The 17,405-nt window shown below is 44.1% G+C and carries 13 protein-coding genes; 8 read left to right on the plus strand and 5 right to left on the minus strand.

Annotation, left to right across the window (positions count from 1 at the left end; genetic code table 11):
* The first annotated feature begins 266 nt into the window (after nucleotides 1–266).
* The 8 genes from pflB to ACF8CV_RS15730 all read left to right on the plus strand — a co-directional run bounded on the left by pflB (nucleotide 267) and on the right by ACF8CV_RS15730 (nucleotide 11,357).
* A complete protein-coding gene (gene pflB, locus ACF8CV_RS15695) occupies nucleotides 267–2,543 on the plus strand; it encodes a formate C-acetyltransferase (RefSeq protein WP_005456189.1) in 2,277 nt (758 codons plus the stop codon).
* Between the two features lie 152 nt (nucleotides 2,544–2,695).
* Nucleotides 2,696–3,673, plus strand: coding sequence for a lipid A deacylase LpxR family protein (locus ACF8CV_RS15700; RefSeq protein WP_005481800.1), 978 nt, complete (start codon nucleotides 2,696–2,698; stop codon nucleotides 3,671–3,673).
* Nucleotides 3,674–3,819: 146 nt separating this feature from the next.
* Complete coding sequence (gene pflA, locus ACF8CV_RS15705) at nucleotides 3,820–4,560, plus strand: pyruvate formate lyase 1-activating protein (RefSeq protein ID WP_005456250.1); 741 nt, start codon at nucleotides 3,820–3,822, stop codon at nucleotides 4,558–4,560.
* 160 nt (nucleotides 4,561–4,720) lie between these two features.
* Nucleotides 4,721–5,389 (plus strand): energy-coupling factor ABC transporter permease, encoded by a 669-nt coding sequence (locus tag ACF8CV_RS15710; RefSeq protein WP_138938453.1) that lies wholly within the window; start codon nucleotides 4,721–4,723, stop codon nucleotides 5,387–5,389.
* Between the two features lie 154 nt (nucleotides 5,390–5,543).
* On the plus strand, nucleotides 5,544–6,044 hold the full coding sequence (locus ACF8CV_RS15715; protein WP_005456271.1) for a YfbU family protein: 501 nt from the start codon (nucleotides 5,544–5,546) through the stop codon (nucleotides 6,042–6,044).
* 489 nt (nucleotides 6,045–6,533) lie between these two features.
* Complete coding sequence (locus ACF8CV_RS15720; protein ID WP_005456210.1) at nucleotides 6,534–8,468, plus strand: PrkA family serine protein kinase; 1,935 nt, start codon at nucleotides 6,534–6,536, stop codon at nucleotides 8,466–8,468.
* Between the two features lie 46 nt (nucleotides 8,469–8,514).
* Nucleotides 8,515–9,786, plus strand: coding sequence for a YeaH/YhbH family protein (locus ACF8CV_RS15725; protein ID WP_005481863.1), 1,272 nt, complete (start codon nucleotides 8,515–8,517; stop codon nucleotides 9,784–9,786).
* Between the two features lie 11 nt (nucleotides 9,787–9,797).
* Nucleotides 9,798–11,357 carry a SpoVR family protein gene (locus ACF8CV_RS15730; protein ID WP_025441580.1) on the plus strand — a complete coding sequence of 520 codons (1,560 nt, stop codon included), beginning with the start codon at nucleotides 9,798–9,800 and terminating at the stop codon, nucleotides 11,355–11,357.
* Nucleotides 11,358–11,434: 77 nt separating this feature from the next.
* On the opposite strand, the gene kdsB is transcribed toward ACF8CV_RS15730, so the two are convergent.
* From kdsB to ACF8CV_RS15755, 5 genes are read right to left on the minus strand one after another with little or no spacing between them, the layout of a single operon-like run.
* Nucleotides 11,435–12,190, minus strand: a complete 756-nt coding sequence (kdsB, locus tag ACF8CV_RS15735; RefSeq protein ID WP_138938454.1) for a 3-deoxy-manno-octulosonate cytidylyltransferase — start codon at nucleotides 12,188–12,190, stop codon at nucleotides 11,435–11,437.
* Nucleotides 12,190–12,369 carry a Trm112 family protein gene (locus tag ACF8CV_RS15740; RefSeq protein ID WP_005378451.1) on the minus strand — a complete coding sequence of 60 codons (180 nt, stop codon included), beginning with the start codon at nucleotides 12,367–12,369 and terminating at the stop codon, nucleotides 12,190–12,192. Before ACF8CV_RS15740 ends, kdsB begins: the two co-directional genes overlap by 1 nt.
* Nucleotides 12,350–13,357 (minus strand): tetraacyldisaccharide 4'-kinase, encoded by a 1,008-nt coding sequence (gene lpxK, locus ACF8CV_RS15745; protein ID WP_025508123.1) that lies wholly within the window; start codon nucleotides 13,355–13,357, stop codon nucleotides 12,350–12,352. The genes ACF8CV_RS15740 and lpxK overlap by 20 nt, the downstream gene beginning before the upstream one ends.
* 5 nt (nucleotides 13,358–13,362) lie before the next feature.
* Nucleotides 13,363–15,111 carry a lipid A ABC transporter ATP-binding protein/permease MsbA gene (gene msbA / locus ACF8CV_RS15750; RefSeq protein ID WP_025542099.1) on the minus strand — a complete coding sequence of 583 codons (1,749 nt, stop codon included), beginning with the start codon at nucleotides 15,109–15,111 and terminating at the stop codon, nucleotides 13,363–13,365.
* Between the two features lie 31 nt (nucleotides 15,112–15,142).
* Nucleotides 15,143–17,401 carry a DNA internalization-related competence protein ComEC/Rec2 gene (locus ACF8CV_RS15755; protein ID WP_155006985.1) on the minus strand — a complete coding sequence of 753 codons (2,259 nt, stop codon included), beginning with the start codon at nucleotides 17,399–17,401 and terminating at the stop codon, nucleotides 15,143–15,145.
* Between the last annotated feature and the right edge of the window lie 4 nt (nucleotides 17,402–17,405).

Below are 17,405 nucleotides of genomic sequence, written 5' to 3' on the forward strand. Positions count from 1 at the left end.
ACCCCATTTTTATCGAGATTTTTGAGGATTTATTGATTTAGTTTAAGGTTTGCAAAAAAATTTTAGTTTAACCTCTAGTTGTCTCTTAAAAAGAGTGTCATTAAAGATAGTGACAATATTTATAGTTTTGTGACCCAATTTTTTAAATTTAAGACTATAAATATTGTTATTCAAAAGAGTGTACTGTTCCCCCTCAGATTTTGGGGATAGCTGGCTCAACGGCGAAGCAGTACGTAATTTTTTTCTACTAAAAAGGTAGGTATGTCATGGCAGAGCAATTTGCTAAAGCTTGGGAAGGTTTTGTTGCAGGTGACTGGCAAAACGAAGTAAACGTTCGTGATTTCATTCAAAAGAACTACACTCCGTACGAAGGCGACGAATCTTTCCTAGTTTCTGAAGGTACTGAAGCAACTAACAAGCTTTGGGCTAAGGTAATGGAAGGTATCAAGCAAGAGAACTCAACTCACGCTCCTGTTGATTTCGATACTTCTATCATCTCTACCATCACTGCTCACGATGCAGGCTACATCGAGAAAGATCTTGAGACTATCGTTGGTCTTCAAACTGACGCTCCTCTAAAACGCGCTATCATCCCTAACGGTGGTATCCGCATGGTTGAAGGTTCGTGCAAAGCATACGACCGCGAACTAGACCCACAAGTTAAAAAAATCTTTACAGAATACCGTAAAACTCACAACGCTGGTGTTTTCGACATCTACACTCCAGAAATCCTAGCTTGTCGTAAATCTGGTGTTCTAACTGGTCTTCCAGATGCTTACGGTCGTGGCCGTATCATCGGTGACTACCGCCGTGTTGCTCTATACGGTATCGACTTCCTAATGAAGGACAAACTGGCTCAATTCAAATCTCTACAAGAGCGTTTTGAGAACGGTGAAGATCTTCAAATGACTATGCAGCTTCGCGAAGAGATCGCTGAGCAACATCGTGCACTTGGCCAAATGAAAGTGATGGCTGCGAAATACGGTTGTGACATCTCTCGCCCTGCTGAAACTGCACAAGAAGCTATCCAATGGACTTACTTCGGCTACCTAGCAGCTGTTAAGTCTCAAAACGGTGCTGCAATGTCTCTAGGTCGTACTTCTACGTTCCTAGACGTGTTCATCGAGCGTGATATCGCTGCTGGTAAGCTTACTGAAGAACAAGCTCAGGAAATGATCGACCACTTCGTAATGAAACTACGTATGGTTCGTTTCCTACGTACTCCTGAGTACGATGACCTATTCTCTGGCGACCCAATCTGGGCAACTGAGTCTATGGGTGGTATGGGTCTTGACGGTCGTACGCTAGTTACTCGTACTAACTTCCGTTTCCTAAACTCACTATACACAATGGGTCCTTCTCCAGAGCCAAACATCACTGTACTTTGGTCTGAGCAACTACCTGAAGGCTTCAAGAAGTTCTGTGCGAAAGTATCTATCGATACATCTTCAATCCAGTACGAAAACGACGACCTAATGCGTCCAGACATGAACTCTGACGACTACGCAATCGCATGTTGTGTATCTCCAATGGTTGTTGGTAAGCAAATGCAGTTCTTCGGCGCTCGTGCTAACCTTGCGAAAACTATGCTTTACACCATCAACGGTGGTGTGGATGAGAAGCTAAAAATCCAAGTTGGTCCGAAAATGCCTAAGATCGAAGGCGACGTACTAAGCTATGACGAGTTGTGGGAAAAAATGGACCACTTCATGGATTGGCTAGCGAAACAGTACGTGACTGCACTAAACGCAATCCACTTCATGCACGACAAGTACAGCTACGAAGCTGCACTAATGGCTCTGCACGACCGTGACGTTAAACGTACTATGGCTTGTGGTATTGCTGGTCTATCTGTTGCTGCTGACTCTCTGTCTGCAATTAAATACGCAACTGTTAAACCTATCCGTGATGAAGACGGTCTAGCAATCGACTTCGAAATCGAAGGCGATTACCCTAAATTTGGTAACAACGACCCACGCGTTGATGACATCGCATGTGAACTTGTTTCTGTATTTATGGGCAAAATTCGTAAGCTTAAGACTTACCGTGATGCAATCCCTACTCAGTCAATTCTTACTATCACTTCAAACGTGGTATACGGTAAGAAAACTGGTAACACACCTGACGGTCGTCGTGCTGGTGCTCCATTTGCTCCAGGTGCAAACCCAATGCACGGTCGCGATGAGAAAGGTGCTGTAGCATCACTAACTTCAGTTGCTAAACTGCCGTTTGCTGACGCACAAGATGGTATCTCTTACACATTCTCTATCGTACCTAACGCACTAGGTAAAGATGAGGGTTCACAACGCGCTAACCTTGCTGGTCTGATGGATGGTTACTTCCACCACGAAGCTGGTATCGAAGGTGGTCAACACCTAAACGTGAACGTTCTTAACCGCGAAACTCTAGAAGACGCAGTTAAGCACCCAGAGAAATACCCTCAGCTAACAATTCGTGTATCTGGTTACGCTGTTCGCTTCAACTCTCTAACTGCAGAGCAACAAGCTGACGTAATCGCACGTACATTCACTGAGTCTCTATAAGACTTTAGCGAAATAACGTTTTAGTGATACAACAAAGGCTGATGCTGCAAAGCATCAGCCTTTTTTTGTTTCTTGAACTAAAGTTGTGACATTGCGGAAGATTTTGATTGAATTCTTACGTATGATGCAAAAAAAGTTAGTAAATGCAGTATATGAAACTCAGTAAATTAATTTTCCTTACCCTTTTATCGCCAGTTGCTCTGGCATCCACCAAATCCACAGTATCCTTTACCCTTGATAACGATGGCATTTTTGGTGTCGACCAAGATTACACCAACGGTATATTCTTCTCTTACGCAACCGAGAAGCTAAAAAAAGAAAGCGAATGGAAATGGTTCAGCTTAGAAAATGCAGACCAATCCAATGTCGATAAGATCGAGGTAGTACTTGGCCACAAGATGTGGACTCCAAGTGATATTGAAGCAGACTACCCTCTTGCCAATGACCGTCCATACGCTGGTTACCTACACACTGAAATCAACTACCTATCTCTAACCGCCGATCAAGCCGTTCGCTATAACTTCACCATTGGTGCCACAGGTGAAAGTTCTCTATCAGAAAAAGCGCAGGAAATTGTTCACGGCATCACTGGTTCAACCGATCCTCAAGGCTGGGATTACCAAATTGACGATGAAATTGCCTTTAGCGTTGGTTACCGAGCTTTCAATAAACTCATGCGCAGTGAGGGCCAGAAGACGCAATGGGAAATCACTAATGTGAATGACATTAACGCAGGTAACTTCCGCAGCGATGTATCACAAGGTGTCATGTTCCGCTGGGGCACGAATCTAGCCAATAGTATTGGCGCAGCAAACATCAGTGTAGAAAGCCCTTTCTCTGCCAGTATGCTTGCGAAAAATACCTCCAGTTGGTTTGTCTTTACAGGATTTGAAGGTCGATACCGTTTCAACGATATCACCATTGAAGGCGATCGCTCAGGTATTCCAGGCTCATCAGAACCCTATGATGTGACTCTAGAAAACTGGCAAGCAAGTGCCGTTGCAGGTGCAACTTGGTATAACCAGAATTACGGCGCAAGCCTAACCTTTACGGTGAAAACACCTGATTACGAAGAATCACAAACTGACGTTTATGGTACTGGTTCTTTCTCAGTCTTTGCTTTCTTTTAAATAGTATTTATCTCTCCGGCCAATGAACGCGTCATTGGCCGTTTTCTTTGGTCACATTACGCTGCCTTAGCCACCCACAAGGCTGTTTTAACCCTGCTTTTTGTAATAAAATAACAGCAAGAATTTATTAGTAATGAGAGCAAAAGATGTCAACAACTGGTCGTATTCACTCATTTGAATCATGCGGTACCGTAGACGGACCTGGTATTCGTTTTATCGTCTTCTTGCAAGGTTGTTTAATGCGCTGTAAGTATTGCCATAACCGCGATACTTGGGACACGCATGATGGTAAAGAAGTTACTGTTGAAGAAATCATTGCCGAAGCGAAAAGCTACCGTCATTTCATGAATGCATCAGGTGGTGGTATCACTTGTTCTGGTGGCGAAGCCATGCTTCAACCAGAATTTGTTCGCGACTTTTTCCGTGCGGCTCACGCAGAAGGCATCCACACATGTCTAGATACCAATGGCTACATTCGTAAACACACAGAAGTGATCGACGAAGTATTGGACGCGACTGATTTGGTGATGCTAGATATCAAACATATGAAAGATGAAATTCACCAAGACTTTATCGGTGTGTCGAATCGACGTACGTTAGACTTTGCTCGTTACTTGCACAAAATTGGTCAAAAAACATGGATTCGCTACGTAGTTGTGCCGGGTTACACCGATGATCCAGAGGCGGCGCACATGCTGGGTGAATTCATTAAAGATATGGACAACATCGAGAAAGTTGAGCTGCTCCCATATCACAAACTCGGTGCACATAAATGGGAAGCTCTTGGTTTAGAGTACCCTCTTGAAGGCGTGAATCCTCCTTCAAAAGAGACAATGGATGAAATTCAATCCATCTTGTCTCAGTACCACTCTAACGTGAAATACTAAGCAAATAAGAAACTTAACGTTCTAGAAATGCCAGCATTTAGCTGGCATTTTTGTATGTAACACTGGCAAATTCCTTATATAAATCACCAAGGCGTGTAAAATAGCACCCCAACAAAAGGATTAACGTAAAAGTAACAAACGCATTTTAGGAAAAGAGTTCATGGACTGGTTTAACGTAGGCTCATTCATCATCGTCACTTGGGTTGTCGTTGCTTTTTGCATACCCGATTGGAGAAAAGTAGTTTGGCCTAAACTTGAACAAGAGAAAGCATTTCAACATATCGTGCTTGCCTCTTTCTTCCTCATTACGGTTCTTTGGTCTGCTCAAGCAGGAGTAAAAGAAGGGTTACAAATACACTTTCTCGCTTTAACGACACTAACCATGATGTACGGTTGGCGAATGGCTTTTTTGCTCAGCAGTCCTGCGATGATCGCCTACCACTGGATACACGATATTTCGTTTATCTTGCTCCCGAGCTCTCTTGTGCTATCGGCGCTCGTTCCAATATTAATCAGCTACTTAGTCTTTTTGCTTAGTTACCATTATTTACCCCGCAACATCTTTGTGTTTATTTTTGTCGCTGGCTTTTTTAATGGCGCACTCACAGGCAGCTTACACTTAGTATTTAACTCGTTTTATCACTTGTTGGTTGGCCACTACGATTGGGAAACCATTCAACACAACTACTTTATTTTTGTCCCATTGCTTGCGTTCCCCGAAGGGTTACTTAACGGGATGTCACTGGCAGTATTAACCGTCTTCAAGCCAGAGTGGTTAAGAGTGTTTTCGGACCGAGATTATATATACAACCACTATCACAAAAAGTAGATATTCTTCTTATATCGTGTATCACGCCGTGGCTGAATTCGACAATTCTTGCCATTTTTTCATATTAAATATGTGTTGAGATCATGTTTCACCCTTGTCTGAAGCGTTAACCTAAGCACATTAAAAATGTATTAGATTATTTAGTGAGGTCATCATGGAAATGTCAAACGCTCAACGTTTGATCCTATCAAACCAATACAACCTAATGTCTCAGCTTGATCCGAATAATGCGGCTAAATACAAACGCCTACAGACGATCGTTGAACGCGGCTATGAGCTTCAAATGCGCGAACTGAACAAAGATTTCGGTTGCCTTTCAGAAGCAGAATGCCGTGAAATCATCGACATTATGGAGATGTATCACGCGATGCAAGAATCTAACAATATGTTAGATGCGGAAGAGCGTAGCAAAGTAGACCAACGTCGCTTACAGTTCTTAGGTTTCGATATCGCAACAGAAGCGCAGCAAGTGCATTACGTCCGCTTCCTTGTTGATTCTGAAGGTCTTTACCCACAATTCGACAAGGCAGATCACCACTTTAATAGCCAAATGCCAATGCTAGATAAATACCGTCGCATGCTGCAAACTTGGCGTAACTGCCCTCGTCAATATCACTTGTGTGAAAACGAGCTTGCACAAATTTTTAGTGCATAAGCTAGCAAGTCTTTGATTAGGAGAGCATTCGCTCTCCTTTTTTTATTTTCCTGTCACAACTTCCATTCTTCACTACCGTATCCTTCTGCTTATCTTGTGCAATGTGGAATAACGAATCACTGAAATTCTGTATTTTTCACCAAATATTTGATTTATCTCCGCCCTATTCGCAACATAAATTCATCCTCATCTAAAGAGTGATTCAAATGTCACTTTTACAATAAATTCATAATTGTTAAGCAAAATTGCAAATCCCCGACTAGGCTTAAGTAGAGAAAGGCTGTGACTGAAAAGTACACATCCACTGCTCACCGTTGTGATGAAAAAACTGTCCATAAAGCAAAGTCTTTGGTGTTACTGGTCATACATTTCGTACAAACCAAATGAGATAACAGGACGTCGACATTCAGGCAACTAAGAGCACAGCAAAACGTGGAACAGCCTGCACCAACGTTCGTCGGTAGACTGACTATTAAAGGGGAAAGCGACATGAGTATTTTCGACCACTATCAATCCAGATATGAAGCTGCAAAAGATGAAGAGATGTCGTTACAGGAGTTTCTAGCCCTGTGTAAGGATGACAAAAGTGCTTATGCTAATGCAGCAGAACGCCTACTGATGGCAATCGGCGAGCCAGAGATAATAGATACAGCTAAAGACCCTCGTTTGAGCCGCATCTTCTCCAACCGCGTTATCTCTCGCTATGAAACATTCAAAGACTTCTATGGTATGGAAGATGCGATTGAACAAATTGTTTCTTACCTAAAACATGCGGCACAAGGATTAGAAGAACGCAAACAGATCCTCTATCTATTGGGCCCTGTTGGTGGCGGTAAGTCCTCACTTGCTGAAAAATTAAAATCGCTTATGGAAGCGATGCCTATTTATGTATTGAGTGCTAATGGCGAACGCAGCCCTGTGAACGACCACCCATTCTGTTTGTTCAAAGCGACCGAAGATGGCGAGATTCTGAAAACGGACTACGGTATTGAGCAGCGCTACCTTCGCTCAATCATGTCGCCTTGGGCAGCAAAACGCCTTCACGAATTTGGCGGCGACATCACCAAGTTTAAAGTGATGAAAGTTCGTCCATCTATCCTTGACCAAATCGGTATTGCGAAAACCGAACCTGGTGATGAGAACAACCAAGATATTTCATCACTCGTCGGTAAAGTGGATATCCGTAAACTCGAACACTACTCTCAGGACGACCCAGATGCGTACAGCTACTCTGGCGCGCTGTGTAAAGCAAACCAAGGCTTGATGGAATTCGTCGAGATGTTCAAAGCGCCAATTAAAGTATTGCACCCATTACTAACCGCAACACAGGAAGGCAACTTTAACGGGACGGAAGGCCTTTCTGCAATTCCGTTTGACGGCATGATTTTGGCTCACTCTAACGAATCTGAGTGGCAAACCTTCCGCAACAACAAAAACAACGAAGCCTTCCTAGACCGTGTATACATCGTTAAAGTACCGTACTGTTTACGCGTATCGGAAGAAGTTAAAATCTATCAAAAACTGCTTGAAAACAGTGAACTATCTCAAGCCCCTTGCTCACCAAGCACATTAGAAACATTGGCGCAGTTCAGCATTCTTTCTCGTCTGAAAGAGCCTGAAAACTCGTCTATCTTCTCGAAAATGCGCGTGTACGACGGCGAGACGCTAAAAGACACCGATCCTAAAGCGAAAAGCTACCAAGAATATCGAGATTACGCAGGCGTCGATGAAGGTATGAACGGCCTATCTACACGTTTTGCGTTTAAGATTTTGTCTCGCGTGTTCAACTTTGACCAAACCGAAGTGGCAGCAAACCCAGTTCACTTGTTCTATGTAATTGAACAACAAGTAGAACGCGAACAATTCCCTTCAGAAACCGCAGAAAAATATCTTGAGTTTTTGAAAGGGTACCTCGTTCCTCGTTATGTTGAGTTTATCGGTAAAGAGATCCAAACCGCATACCTAGAATCTTACTCTGAATACGGCCAAAACATCTTCGACCGTTATGTTACCTACGCAGACTTCTGGATTCAGGACCAAGAATACCGTGATCCAGAAACGGGGCAGCTATTTGACCGCGCGTCTCTCAATGCGGAACTAGAGAAAATTGAGAAAACCGCTGGTATCTCCAACCCGAAAGATTTCCGAAATGAAATCGTCAACTTTGTGCTTCGTGCGAAAGCCAATAACAATGGTCAAAACCCAGTTTGGACCAGCTACGAAAAACTGCGCACGGTAATCGAGAAGAAAATGTTCTCCAATACCGAAGAGCTTCTTCCGGTTATCTCGTTTAATGCGAAAACCTCTTCTGAAGATCAGAAGAAACACGACGACTTTGTCGCTCGCATGATGGAAAAAGGCTATACCGAGAAACAGGTTCGCCTACTTTCTGAGTGGTACCTACGAGTACGTAAGTCATCCTAACCCATGTTGAGTTAGGTCGCTTGTGAAACATGAAGAGGGCTATTTCATGGCGCAATTTATAGACCGCAGGCTCAATGGCAAGAACAAGAGCGCTGTTAACAGACAGCGCTTCTTGAAACGCCATAAAGAGCAGATCAAAGAGTCGGTAGCTGACGCAGTGAATCGACGCTCGATCACGAATACAGAAACGGGCGAAGACGTCTCAATACCGCACAAAGACATTAACGAGCCAATTTTCCATCAAGGGAAAGGTGGCGTGCGTGAACGCGTGCACCCTGGTAACGATCAGTTTATTACGGGTGATAAAATCGAGCGTCCAAAAGGTGGAGGTCAAGGCAGTGGCTCTGGTGAAGGTAATGCGAGTCCAGATGGCGAAGGCCAAGATGAATTTGTGTTCCAAATTTCAAAAGACGAATACCTGGATATTCTGTTTGAAGACTTAGAGCTACCGAATCTAGAAAAAAATCAAATCGCTAAAATTACGGAATGGAAAACTCACCGAGCAGGTTTCCAAACCGCAGGGATCCCTTCCAACATTTCCGTTATTCGTTCATTGCAGCAGTCATTAGCTCGTCGAACCGCCATGACTGCAGGCAAAAAACGACTTCTTAAAGAACTCGAAGACGAGTTGACTCGCATCAAAAATATTGAGCCAGCACAACAACTTGAAGAAAATCGTCTGAAAAAGGAAATCGAAGAACTGCGCAAGAAAATTGAAAATGTGCCGTTCATCGATACTTTCGATTTACGTTTTAAAAACTACGAAAAACGACCAGTCCCTTCTAGCCAAGCCGTGATGTTTTGTTTGATGGACGTGTCTGGTTCTATGGATCAAGCGACCAAAGACATCGCAAAACGCTTCTATGTGCTGTTGTATCTGTTCTTGACTCGCACCTATGAAAACGTAGACGTTGTGTTTATTCGCCACCACACGCAAGCCAAAGAAGTCGATGAACACGAATTTTTCTACTCGCAAGAAACCGGTGGCACCATCGTATCTAGCGCTTTGAAATTAATGGATGAAATCGTCAAGGAGCGTTACCCGGTTGGTCAGTGGAACATCTACGCAGCCCAAGCGTCCGATGGGGATAACTGGGCGGATGACTCACCACGATGCCGAGATTTACTCGTTAATAAGTTGCTGCCAAATTGTCAGTACTATTCTTATATAGAAATCACGCGTCGCTCACATCAAACCTTATGGCACGAGTATGAGAAGCTCACCGACGAGTTTCCAAACTTCGCTATGAAGAATATTCGCTCTGTGGAGGATATCTTCCCAGTCTTCCGAGAACTATTCCAAAAAGAAACGGCGTAAGGAGGCTAGCGATGACTACCGCAACAAAAAACCTCTCTGGAGAGGTGCCTAAAAAGCGCAACAGCAAGTTGCTACCTGACGGACCGGATTGGACATTCGAACTGCTTGAACGCTATCACAAGGAAATAAAACGTGTCGCGGAGCACTATCGTTTGGACACCTATCCAAATCAGATCGAAGTGATCACGTCTGAGCAGATGATGGATGCGTACTCAAGTATCGGTATGCCTATCAACTACAACCATTGGTCATTTGGTAAAAAGTTCATTCAAACAGAACAGAACTACAAACATGGTCAGATGGGCCTTGCGTACGAGATTGTGATTAACTCCGACCCTTGTATTGCGTATTTGATGGAAGAGAACACAGTCACTATGCAAGCGCTTGTCATCGCGCACGCGTGCTACGGCCACAACTCTTTCTTCAAGGGGAATTATCTGTTCCAAACGTGGACGGACGCCAGTTCTATCATCGACTACTTACTCTTTGCTAAAAAGTACCTTGCCGAATGTGAGGAGCGCTATGGCGTTCAAGAGGTTGAAAAGCTTCTCGACTCCTGCCATGCGTTAATGAACTTTGGTGTCGACCGCTACAAACGACCAGAGAAAATCTCAATTACCGAAGAGAAGGCTCGCCAAGAGGAGCGCGAGGCTTATCTGCAATCTCAAGTCAATGAACTGTGGCGAACCGTACCAAGAGCCAAAACTAAAGAAGAAGACATTAAAGAGCGCTTCCCTAGTGAACCTCAAGAAAACCTACTCTACTTCTTTGAGAAACATGCGCCGCTCTTGGAACCATGGCAACGCGAGGTTGTTCGAATCGTCCGAAAAATCAGCCAGTACTTTTATCCACAAAAGCAAACTCAGGTTATGAATGAGGGATGGGCAACGTTCTGGCACTACACGATTCTAAACCACTTGTATGATGAAGGTATTGTGTCCGAAAAGTTCATTCTTGAATTTTTACATAGCCATACAAGTGTGGTTGCTCAACCACCCTACAACAGTCCTTACTTTAGCGGTATCAACCCTTATGCTCTCGGCTTTGCAATGTTCCGCGATATAAAGCGTATTTGTGAAGATCCAACTGACGAGGATAAAGAGTGGTTCCCAGATCTAGCAGGAACAGATTGGTTAGACGCCTTGCATTTTGCTATGCATAATTTCAAAGATGAAAGCTTTATCAGCCAATATCTGTCGCCGAAATTGATGCGTGATTTCAAACTGTTCGCCATCAACGATGATGACAGGAAGAACTTTATTGAAGTCTCCGCTATACATGATGAAATGGGCTACAAGCGCATTCGAGAAACTCTGGCGGCGCAGTACAACCTATCAAACTTAGAGCCTAACATTCAGGTGTTTAACGTGGATGTTCGTGGTGACCGTTCACTCACGTTGCAGTACGTTCCTCATAACCGCATTCCACTCGATGAAAGTTATGATGAGGTATTGAAACACGTCTATCGCCTATGGGGCTTTGACGTAATCTTAGAAGAAGTTAAAGACACGGGACACAGAGAAACATTAGCTACTTGTCCAAAACGCAATCAGTACGATTCAAACATTTAGTAAAAAATAGACTCATCCCCTTAAAGCCAAAGGCTCCATGAAAGGAGCCTTTTTATTAACTGCAAGAAGTAGAATCGTTACGCTTTTTTCGCCACAATAGCTCTAACGGCTTCAAGATCTTCTGGCGTATCAACGCCTGCTGCTGGCGCTTCTTTAGCGACTGCAACGTGGATTTTCTCGCCGTACCAAAGCACTCGTAACTGCTCTAGGCATTCAATTTGCTCTAGGGCACTTGGCGTCCAGTTTACGTAAGTGTTAATGAAACCTGCGCGGTATGCATAGATACCGATGTGACGCATCAATGGATTCACGATAGCTTTGTCTTGCTTTGCGAAGTTATCACGATCCCAAGGAATTGTTGCTCGGCTAAAGTACATGGCATAACCACGCTCATCAGCAACGACTTTTACGGCATTTGGGTTGAAGGCTTCATCCTCAGATTCAATTTCAACCGCCAACGTAGCCATAGGCGCATCACTAGCGGCTAAATTATCTGCGACTTGGCGGATGATAACTGGTGGTACCAAAGGCTCATCACCTTGAACGTTCACAATAATGTGGTCAGCAGGAATAGCCATTTTCTCTACCACTTCCGCTAAACGCTCTGTACCAGATTCGTGGTTTGGCGAAGTCATACAAACTTTGCCACCGAATTGCTCAACCGCCGCAGAAACTCGCTCATCGTCAGTCGCAATGATCACGTCATCAGCGCCAGATTGCATTGCTTGTTCGTAAACCCATTGCACCATTGGTTTACCACCGATATCAGCCAGTGGTTTACCTGGTAAACGGCTCGAAGAGTAACGAGCCGGTATCACAACCGTAAAAGACATTAACGTCCCTCATCCATACTCATGGTGCGAGCTTCTGGCTCAAGCAAAACAGGAATACCCTCTTTAATAGGGTAAGCAAGGCGATCCAATTTGCAGATCAACTCTTGATTATCTTTATCGTAAGTCAGCTTACCTTTACACACTGGGCAAGCCACAATCTCAAGCAGACGGTGATCCATAAGTCGCTTTAACCTCTTTTATTCGATTTAAAATTCGCTCTGCATCTTTAGGCTCAAATTGAGCAGATACAGGAAGATACCACCAATTGTCTTGTGCGTAGTCGCTACATTTGACAGCATCTTTCTCTGTCATAATCACATTCGCCCCTTGTAGAGCCAATGCTTCAAGTTCTTTTTGGTCAAAGTCTTGATGGTCAGCAAAACCTTTCGTGACTTTAACATCCGCATTCATTGATTCTAGTGTATTAAAAAAACGAGGTGGATGCCCGATACCGGCAAATGCCACCAATGCCTTTAACTCACTTACATCAACTTGCTGCTTGGTCTTTAGGTTGATCGCTTTTGATGGTGCTAGAGACATTGAGATCTCACCCTGATGGGCCAAACCGCCATTGGTGATGATAAAGTCGACTTCCTGAAGTCGCTCAACACCTTCGCGCAATGGACCAAGCGGAATCAAACACTCATTACCAAAACGACGATTTCCATCAACAATCACAAGTTCAACATCACGCTCTAGAGCATAATGCTGCAAACCATCATCGGTAATGATGATATCCACGTCTAACTCTACTAGCGCTTTCACGGCGTTTGCACGTACAGGGTCTACTGCGACAGGAGCTCCGGTGCGCCGGTGGATGAGTTTAGGTTCATCACCACAATGTTGAGTAGGAGTATCATCATTTAACACCAGCGGATACTGCGGAGCCTTCGCACCGTATCCTCGAGACACCACTCCCGGTTTATACCCCAGATGTTGTAATTGCTCGACCAACCAAACCACAACAGGCGTCTTACCATTGCCACCAGCGGTGATATTACCGACCACCACTACGGGCACTGGTGCTTGATACGCTTGCTTGCGACCAGTTTGAAACTGTTGGCGCTTCGACCTACTGATTGCACCAAACAACACACTGAGTGGCCATAATAATGGCCACAACAGATATTTTAATGGATGATTTTCAAACCAGATTTTTTCAACCACAGCAACTATTCGCCAAACTGGATGCGATGAAGTTGAGCGTAAGCGCCATTCTTAGCAATCAAGTCTGCGTGATTACCTCGTTCAATAATGGCACCGTCGTCTACGACTAGAATCTCATCGGCTTTTTCGATCGTTGACAAGCGGTGAGCAATCACCAACACGGTTTTATCTTTCTGCAGCTCATCTAATGCAGCTTGGATGGCACGCTCAGATTCCGTATCCAAAGCAGAGGTTGCTTCGTCAAGAATCAGTACAGGCGCATCACGCAGCAACGCTCGAGCAATAGCTACACGTTGGCGCTGACCACCAGATAAGCTCGCGCCGTTTTCGCCGATCATGGTATCTAAACCATTTTCCATCTTATTGATGAATTCCATTGCGTGAGCCAGCTTCGCTGCATGCTCAATATCACTGCGCTGGTACTTATCTTCCGTCGCGTAAGCAATGTTGTTTGCTATGGTGTCATTGAAAAGATGTACGTTTTGCGAAACCAAAGCAAACTGCTCACGCAAGTTCTTCAATTCATAGTCACGAATATCACGGCCATCTAATGTAATCGAGCCACTGTCCACGTCATAAAAACGGTTAAACAAGTTCGCAATGGTACTTTTACCTGAACCTGAACGCCCCACTAGAGCGACCGTTTTACCTCTTGGAATATCAAAACTGACATGATCTAGAGCTGGCTTTTCTGAACCTTCATACGTGAAGCTGACATCTTTCACAGATACTTCACCCTTCGCGCGCTCAACCGTGTATTTACCTTCGTTTTTCTCTGGTTCTAAATCGATCAGAGCAAACAAAGTTTGGCTTGCTGCCATACCACGTTGGAATTGAGAAGTTACGTTTGTCAGTGCTTTAAGTGGGCGCATCAAACCAAACATCGCAGAAAAGACCACGGTAAAAGTACCCGGAGTCAGCTGCTCTTTGATGGAATCAATGCTTGCCAGATAAAGAACAGCAACAATCGCAAATGATGCAATCATTTGAATGATTGGGTTTGCCGCAGCTTGAGCCGTTACCAACTTCATGCTTTGTTGACGCATTTGGTTGCTGACTTTATCAAAACGTTGACGTTCAATGTCTTGACCACCGTAGCTCAATACGACTTTGTGCCCTTTTAACATTTGCTCAGCCGATGCGGTCACATTACCCATCATCGTTTGCATATTCTTAGAGATTTTTCTGAATCGCTTAGAAACGACACCAATTCCCCAAGCAACCACAGGCGCTACAGCAAACAGCACTAATGACAACTGCCAGCTGTTGTAAAACATCAGAACAAGCAAACCAATAATGCTTGCGCCTTCACGTACGATGCTCACTAACGCTTGGCTCGTCGCCGCAGAGACTTGCTCTGAATCGTAAGTGATTCGAGAAAGCAAGTTACCCGTTTTTTCTTTGTCAAAGTACGATACAGGCATGTGCATAAAGTGATTAAACACCATGCGTCGTACTAGCATCACCACATTGCCAGAGACCCAACTCAAACAATAAGTGGAGACAAAACCACTCGTGCCACGAATGAACATCATGACAAATATAATTAAAGGAAGTGTACGTAGAAAATCAGAATCCGCATTACCAAAACCTTCATCGAGAAGCGGTTTTAGTAGGGAAATCATATAAGTATCAGAGATAGCATTAATCACTAATGCAATGACGGCAACGATAAGGCCAGACTTGTAAAGGCGGATAAACTGCCAAAGACGTTTAAACGTCTGCCAAGTCGTTTCATCAGTATTTATCGACATAGAAGTGCTTTATTTTCTTACAGTAAGACTCTTATTCTACTCGGTTACGCAGCATCTGCCTATACCAAGGCTCAATTGTCTCACGACGTTTACTTTCAAAACGCCAGTTATTGCCATCAAGTAAGATTGTTATTTGGCCATCACTTCCAGTGTCTAACCAACTAACACCACTGTCGGTATAGGCTTGAACGACTTCAGGTGCGGGCATTCCCCACTGGTTTAGTTTTGCCGTTGAAGCAATAGCCAAGCTAGGCTCAACAGCATTGATAAACTTAAGGTTAGAAGAGCTTTTGCTTCCATGATGCGGCACTAGCATTACATCACTGCGCAGCTTTTCTGGCTCTCGAAGCAGTATCCATTCGCTGATGGCTTCGATATCACCAGTGAACAACATTTTAAAACCTGAACTAGGGTCTTCCAGACTGATGACACAAGAGTGGGGGTTGTATGCACGTACAACAGGTTTAGGAGGCCAAAGTACCTCCATGTTCAACCCTTGCCACTTCCATTTCTCAGCAGCAATACAAGGCTGATAATGTAAAAAGCTCTGGCTGCTTAGTTTGTGTTTAGGTGAAAAGTACTGCTCTATCACTTTTCGGCCGCCAGCATGGTCATTATCGGCATGACTTAAAATCATCGTATCGACACTTGAGTAACCTCTGCGGTGCAGTACTGGCGTAATCACTTGCTCAGCTATACTGCCGTTTTGCCAAGCCTTGCCCGTATCATAGAGTAAAACTCTCCCCTCTTTTTCAACCAGTACCGCCAACCCATGCCCGACATCAAGTACATCAATACGCCAAGTTTGGTTATATTGCTTAGGAAACAACCCGGTCATCACAACAATTACACAGACAAACATCCAAACGTAACGAGGCATAACATGTCTTAAAACGAGCACGACACTCACTACAGCAATAACAAATGTCCACTCGGCACTAATGGGTTGCCAAGTTCCTATGGCATATCGAACCGACCAACTTAGTGGCACAAGGAATACGTCAAGCAAATACCATAGAACCGTCGCCAACATAGGAAAGAGCAATGACGCGATTAAAGCAGCAAACATGATTGGAACGACAACAAAGCCAAACCAAGGAATGAAAACCAAATTGTAGACTAAAGAAGACCAGCTAAATCCAGAGAAAAAATAGCCACTGATCGGGACAATCAATAAGCTCAGTATCAGTTGAGTCAACAGAAGTATCCGCAACTTTCCCAAACGACCTTCCTTCGAGTCTTGCACTGTGTTAACCGCAAACAAAACGGCACCAACGGATAAATAAGACAGCCAAAAACTCAAACTAAAAGAAGCAAAAGGTTGGAAGAAAAGTTGCAACGCCACAGCCAATAACAGTACGCGCCATGGACTCCAATGAACAAGCCAATACTTCAAAGCAAGATAGATGATACAAACAGAAACGGCTCGGGTCGTCGGCAAAGAAAAATCAGCAAGCCAAGCGTAAACAATGGCAAACGCCAACCCACTCACTGATGGCAGAAACCAATATCGTGGCATAGCAAGCCGAATAAGCCCACCAAGGGCGAGCCCAAACGTCAATGCCATCCCAATGTGTAGACCAGAAATTGATACAAGATGCAGTAGTCCGCTGTCACGCAGAGACTGCCAATCCTCTTTGGTAAGCCCAGTGCGATCAGCAAAAGCCAGTGCTTTAATTAGAGCAAAATGCTCAAGGCGAGAAATATCACGCTCAACAGTTTGAATAATAGCTTCGCGCCAAGACGAAGAAGTACGAATGACCCAGTATGAATCTTTAGTTACGACCGCTCTTGCAACAACACCACTTCCCATTGACTGCTTTTCTGCGTCGAAACCCGCTTCATTTCTGAGGCCGATAATGGGCTTAATCAAAACGTTAGTCGTAAACTCACTGTTAACAGCTAGTGGGAATGGCGTTATAAGGCGGACTTTAGGTTTAAGAAAAGGTAACAGAGTGTGAGAATTCACTTGTTTTATCGCTACGACACCTTCATATCCGTGACTTATTTGCGTAAAAGAGCTGTCAACTCTACCAATTATGGTACTATTCTCACCTGCTTGAAAAAGGGCTTGTCTCTGATACTCCATAATATTGCCGTGGACGATGACAACCATAAAGCCCACAATTACGCCTATGCTAATTAAGCCTCGACGTAATTTAATTATTGAGCCAGTGGTAATTATTCCCAGCAGCAACCAACGCCAATCCGGCATCGTCGGCCACCATGCAGACGAAATTACGCTCGCGACAAATAACGCCAAGGTCCAACTTTTTTCTAAGAGAGTCATGTCG

It is taken from the genome of Vibrio sp. zbq_1, assembly GCF_043102935.1.
Classification (GTDB): Bacteria; Pseudomonadota; Gammaproteobacteria; order Enterobacterales; family Vibrionaceae; genus Vibrio; species Vibrio parahaemolyticus.